This window comes from Methanosaeta sp. UBA458 (genome assembly GCF_002496085.1).
GTDB classification, from domain to species: domain Archaea; phylum Halobacteriota; class Methanosarcinia; order Methanotrichales; family Methanotrichaceae; genus Methanothrix; species Methanothrix soehngenii.
Window position 1 is genome coordinate 1 of record NZ_DAIK01000006.1, and the last position, 1560, is coordinate 1560.

Sequence of the window (1560 nt, forward strand, 5' to 3'; positions counted from 1 at the left end):
AGCTCCGGTCTTTAGGCCGGAGCAGTTTACCTCCGCATGAATCTGTATCCTGCCCCCTCCATCGCCCGCTCGATCCCTTTTATGTGCTCGAAGCCCCTAGTTTCCAGCTCCAGGTCCACCCGGGTGTAGTTGATCGCCACTCCGCTCTCGTTTCGGGCGTGATGAATGTGCACCACGTTGGCCTCCTGATCGGCCAGCAGGCCTAAGAGGCAGGCGAGCGATCCGGGAGAATCCACCAGGGAGACGGAAAAATGCATCAGTCTGCCCTCCCGGAAAAGGCCTGCCGCGATGATCCGCTCCAAAAGCAGGCTGTCTACATTGCCCCCGCTTACCACCAGCACTACACGGCTCCCCTCGGCAACCTGCAGCGATCCGCCAAGTAACGCAGCCAGTGGAGCAGCGGCCGCCCCCTCCGCCAGAATGCGCTTTCTCTCCAGAAGCTTCAATACGGCAGAGGCGATCTGATCCTCATCAACCAGAACGATATCATCCACCAGCTTCTGCAGCAACGGGAATGGGGCCTCGCCCACCTGGGTGACCATGATGGCATCGGCGATCGAGCCCCGCTCCTCAGCCTGGACCTCCGCCGGCCTTCCAAGCTCCAGGGCCTTTCTGGCCGAGGGGCAGGATGCCGCCTGCACCCCCACCACCCTTGCCTCCGGCCGGATGGACTTGGCTGCCAGGGCAATTCCTGCGATCAATCCTCCTCCTCCCACCGGAACGATTATGAGGTCTGCATCTGGCAGGTCCTCCAGGATCTCCAGGCCAACTGTCCCCTGGCCGGCTATGACCTCCTCGTCGTCATACGGATGAATGAAGATCCTGTTCGTCTCCTGGGCCATCCGCCTGCCGATTTCTATGCTCTCGACGAGGCTTTTGCCCATCAGCCTCACCTCTGCCCCATAAGCTCGGGTGGCCTCTTGCTTGGAGATGGAGGCCCAGACAGGCATGATGATCGTAGCAGGGACACCGGCTGCACAGGCGGCCAGGGCCACCCCCTGTGCATGGTTTCCCACAGAGGCGGCGATAACCCCTGAATGGATCTTTTCCAGATTGGACTGGAGCTTGTAGGTGGCCCCTCTGACCTTGAACGAACCGCCCATCTGCAGGCTCTCCAGCTTCAGGTATACCTCGGCATTGGCCAATCTGCTGAAGGTGGGGGAGTAGACTAAAGGAGTGCGGATGACCCTGTCCTTGAGGAGATTTGCCGCCTGCAAAACATCGGAGAATTCGATCATAATATCATGATACTACACCGCTGCCTGAAGACTTAATCATTTCCTGAGCTGATTCGGATGGTTTTATCCCCTAAAAGAGACTATAGACAATACAGATGTCCGGCCATCAGTTAAAAGCCAATCAGACAAGAGCCAATCCGAAAAAGGAGGCTTCGGGAAAGGGGGGCAAGAAATCTTCTCAGGCCAGAAGCTTGCGGGAGACCGTCCAGTTCTACATGATAGACTTTAGAACCCCTCTGGGAAAGGCCATTGACATCTTCATCATCCTGCTCAATCTGCTGGTGGTCATGCTCTTCGTCATCGAGACCTATCCCCTCTCAGC

Annotated in this window: 1 protein-coding gene and 1 pseudogene; one reads left to right on the forward strand and one right to left on the reverse strand. The window is 57.6% G+C overall.

Annotated features, from left to right (window positions below; translation table 11 throughout):
* Positions 1-26: 26 nt before the first annotated feature.
* Positions 27-1238 (reverse strand): threonine ammonia-lyase, encoded by a 1212-nt coding sequence (gene ilvA / locus BP822_RS00370; protein ID WP_286877485.1) that lies wholly within the window; start codon positions 1236-1238, stop codon positions 27-29.
* 95 nt (positions 1239-1333) lie between these two features.
* Between ilvA and BP822_RS00375 the strand changes: the two are divergent.
* Positions 1334-1560, forward strand: a pseudogene (locus tag BP822_RS00375) (ion transporter); the annotation flags it as partial.